The 3,417-nt window shown below is 67.5% G+C and carries 2 protein-coding genes; one reads left to right on the top strand and one right to left on the bottom strand.

The window, feature by feature from the left end:
* Nucleotides 1-670, bottom strand: a 670-nt coding sequence (locus ENN83_RS08315; RefSeq protein ID WP_287185895.1) for a YrbL family protein, incomplete at its 3' end; no start/stop codon positions are given.
* 179 nt (nt 671-849) lie between these two features.
* On the opposite strand from ENN83_RS08315, the gene mutS reads away from it, so the two are divergent.
* Nucleotides 850-3,417, top strand: a 2,568-nt coding sequence (mutS, locus tag ENN83_RS08310) for a DNA mismatch repair protein MutS (RefSeq protein ID WP_287185897.1), incomplete at its 3' end; no start/stop codon positions are given.

Genomic DNA, 3,417 nt, shown 5'->3' with positions numbered 1-3,417 from the left:
GGCGGAACTCGCGGGTGTCGGCATCCCAAACCAGTCCGCCGGGATTCGTGAGGGCCGCGAAACGGCGATTGAGGCTTCGGGTATTCATCCAGCGGGCCCAGGACCTGACCGGGATCAGGTGACTGTCGCCCAGACCATCGACCAGGACGAATTGCTCCACTCCGCCGCGATGGCCCAGAACGATATTGCTGGGGTTGAGGTCGTTGGCGCGGATGTGCAGGGTGTAGATGCGGCGCACGAAATTGTTCAATAACTCGAGATGCCGCGCGTCGAACGCGCCGGAGGCCAGCAAGCGGCGCAACGTCGGGCCCGGATTTCCGTCTCGGTCGCAGATATTCTCGACGATCATCCCCAGGCCCAGATCCGTCTGCACAAGCCCGCGCAGTTCGGAGATCGGAAGCGGTCCGGAATCGTCGGATTGCGTGATCTTGGCGCGCAGGTAGCAGGCGTATTCGCGGAACAGGAAGCGATAGGCCAGCGACGGGAAAAGCTGCCGGAGAAGGCGCTTGGCGGGCATGACCCGACTCTGGGCGCTGGCGCTGAGCAGAACCTTGACGAGGATCCCCGGATGGTCCTCGACAGAATAGATCGCGCGCCGGTTGCCATGTGCAATCGGCTCCTGCCCCTTTAATTGCAGGGGCTTTTCAACAAGTAACATATCTGATGTCACGGTGCTCCTCCTCGAACCTGCGGACATTACAATGCGGTCCTGGACGCGACAACTGACGAAAGGCGGGCCTTGCGGCACCTGCAATGGCGCTTCCCCTTGCAGGGGCTCTTGTCTAGTGTCCCGCCGAATCAGCAATGCGGGAGGGTCTGTTGGATAGCGCGCCGGGCAGCGTCACGCCGATGATGGCGCAATATCTGGAGATCAAGGCAGCGCATCCCGGGGCGCTTGTGTTCTACCGGATGGGCGATTTCTACGAGATGTTCTTTGAAGATGCCGTCGCCGCCGCCGCGGCGCTGGACATCGCGCTGACGAAACGCGGCAAGCATCAGGGCCAGGACATTCCGATGTGCGGCGTGCCGATCCATTCGTCTGAAAGTTACCTGCTGACCCTGATCCGCAAAGGGTTTCGCGTCGCGGTCTGCGAGCAACTGGAGGATCCGGCCGAGGCGAAGAAGCGCGGGTCCAAGGCGGTCGTGAAACGCGACGTGGTGCGGCTGGTCACGCCCGGCACGCTGACCGAGGACTCGCTGCTCGAGGCGCGGCGGCACAATTTCCTCGCGGCCTTCGCCGAGGTGCGGGACGCGGGCGCGCTCGCCTGGGTCGATATCTCGACAGGTGCCTTCCGGGTGACGGACTGCCCGCCCGTCCGGCTGGGGCCGGAACTGGCCCGTCTCGCGCCGCGCGAGGTGTTGCTGAGCGAGGCATCAGAGGCCGATTGGGCCGGAATAGTCACGGATTCCGGGGCCGCGCTCACGCCGCTGTCGCGGGCGACTTTCGACAGCATGTCGGCCGAAAGGCGGCTGGCCGCGTTGTTCGGGGTGGACACGCTGGACGGGTTCGGCAGCTTCGGTCGGGCCGAGATCGCCGCGATGGGGGCCATCGTCGACTATCTGGAGATCACGCAGAAGGGCAAGCTGCCGCTGCTGCGCCCCCCGGTGCGCGAGGCCGCGGGCGGCAGCGTCCAGATCGACGCGGCGACGCGGCGCAACCTGGAGCTGACCGCCAGCCTGTCGGGCGGGCGCGAGGGCAGCTTGCTGCACGCCATCGACCGCACCGTGACCGCGCCGGGCGCGCGGCTGCTGGAACGACGCATTTCCAGCCCCTCGCGGGATCTGGCCACGATCCACGCCCGGCTGGCCGCCGTGCGCGCGCTGGTCGAAGATGCGGGTCTTTGCAATGCGCTGCGCGATGCGCTGCGGAGATGCCCCGACATGGACCGCGCCCTGTCGCGCCTTGCGCTGGACCGGGGCGGCCCGCGCGATCTGGCCGCGATCCGCAACGGGCTGGCGCAGGCGGGGGCGGTGGCCTTGCACCTGTCGGGCGATCTGCCGGGGCTGCTGGCCGAGGCGCGCGGCGCGCTTCTGGGCCATGATGACCTGCACGATCTGCTGGACGCCGCGCTGATCGCCGAACCGCCGCTTCTGGTCCGCGACGGCGGCTTCATCGCGCCCGGTCACGATGCCGACCTGGACGACGCGCGCAAGCTGCGCGACGAGGGGCGCGGGGTGATCGCGGCGATGCAGGCGGAGTTCGCGCAGGAAACGGGCATCGCTTCGCTCAAGGTCAAACACAACAACGTGCTGGGCTATTTCATCGAGGTCACCGCGACCCATGCCGACCGGATGCTGTCACCGCCGCTGTCGGAACGCTTCATCCACCGTCAGACCACGGCGAATGCGGTGCGGTTTACAACGGTCGAACTGTCGGAACTCGAAACCCGAATCCTGAATGCCGGAAGCCGGGCACTGGAGATCGAAAAGCGGCTCTATGACGGCCTGAAAGCCGGGGTTCTGGCCAAGGCCGGGCCGGTCGGGCAGACCGCCACGGCACTGGCAGAGATCGACCTTGCGGCAGGGCTGGCCGATCTGGCCCGGGGCGAGAACTGGTGCGAGCCGAAGGTGGACGATAGCCGCGCCTTCGTGATCGAGGGCGGACGCCATCCGGTGGTGGAACGCGCCCTGCGCCGGCAAGGCGGTGCGCCATTTGTCGCCAACGACTGCGCCCTGTCGGATGGACGCGAGGGCGCGGCGATCTGGCTGCTGACCGGGCCGAACATGGCGGGCAAGTCGACCTTCCTGCGCCAGAATGCGCTGATCGCGCTCCTGGCGCAGGCGGGCAGCTTCGTGCCCGCGACGCGCGCCCATGTCGGGCTTGTCTCGCAGCTGTTCAGCCGGGTCGGCGCCTCTGACGACCTGGCACGCGGACGCTCGACCTTCATGGTCGAGATGGTGGAGACCGCCGCGATCCTGAACCAGGCGGACGACCGCGCGCTGGTGATCCTCGACGAGATCGGGCGCGGCACGGCGACCTGGGACGGGCTGTCGATCGCCTGGGCGACGCTGGAACATCTGCACGACGTCAACCGCTGCCGCGCGCTGTTCGCAACCCATTACCACGAACTGACTGCGCTTGCACACCGGCTGGCAGGCGTCGAGAACGCGACCGTGGCGGTGAAGGAATGGGAAGGCGATGTCATCTTCCTGCACGAGGTCCGCAAGGGCGCGGCGGACCGGTCCTACGGCGTGCAGGTTGCCCGCCTTGCCGGGCTGCCCGAGGCGGTCGTCGAACGGGCGCGGGTGGTTCTGGACGCGCTGGAAAGGGGCGAGCGCGAAGGTGGGCGCGCACAAAGGGGGCTGATCGACGATCTGCCACTGTTCTCGGCGGTCCGGGCCGCCCCGCCGCAGAACCGCCCTTCTGCCCTGGAACAGATGCTCGCCGAGGTGCATCCCGACGAGCTGTCCCCGCGC

The sequence above is a fragment of the Rhodovulum sp. genome (assembly GCF_011048875.1).
GTDB classification, from domain to species: domain Bacteria; phylum Pseudomonadota; class Alphaproteobacteria; order Rhodobacterales; family Rhodobacteraceae; genus Rhodovulum; species Rhodovulum tesquicola.
Note: the sequence above shows the minus strand (reverse complement) of the source record. Positions and strands in the feature narration are given on the sequence as shown.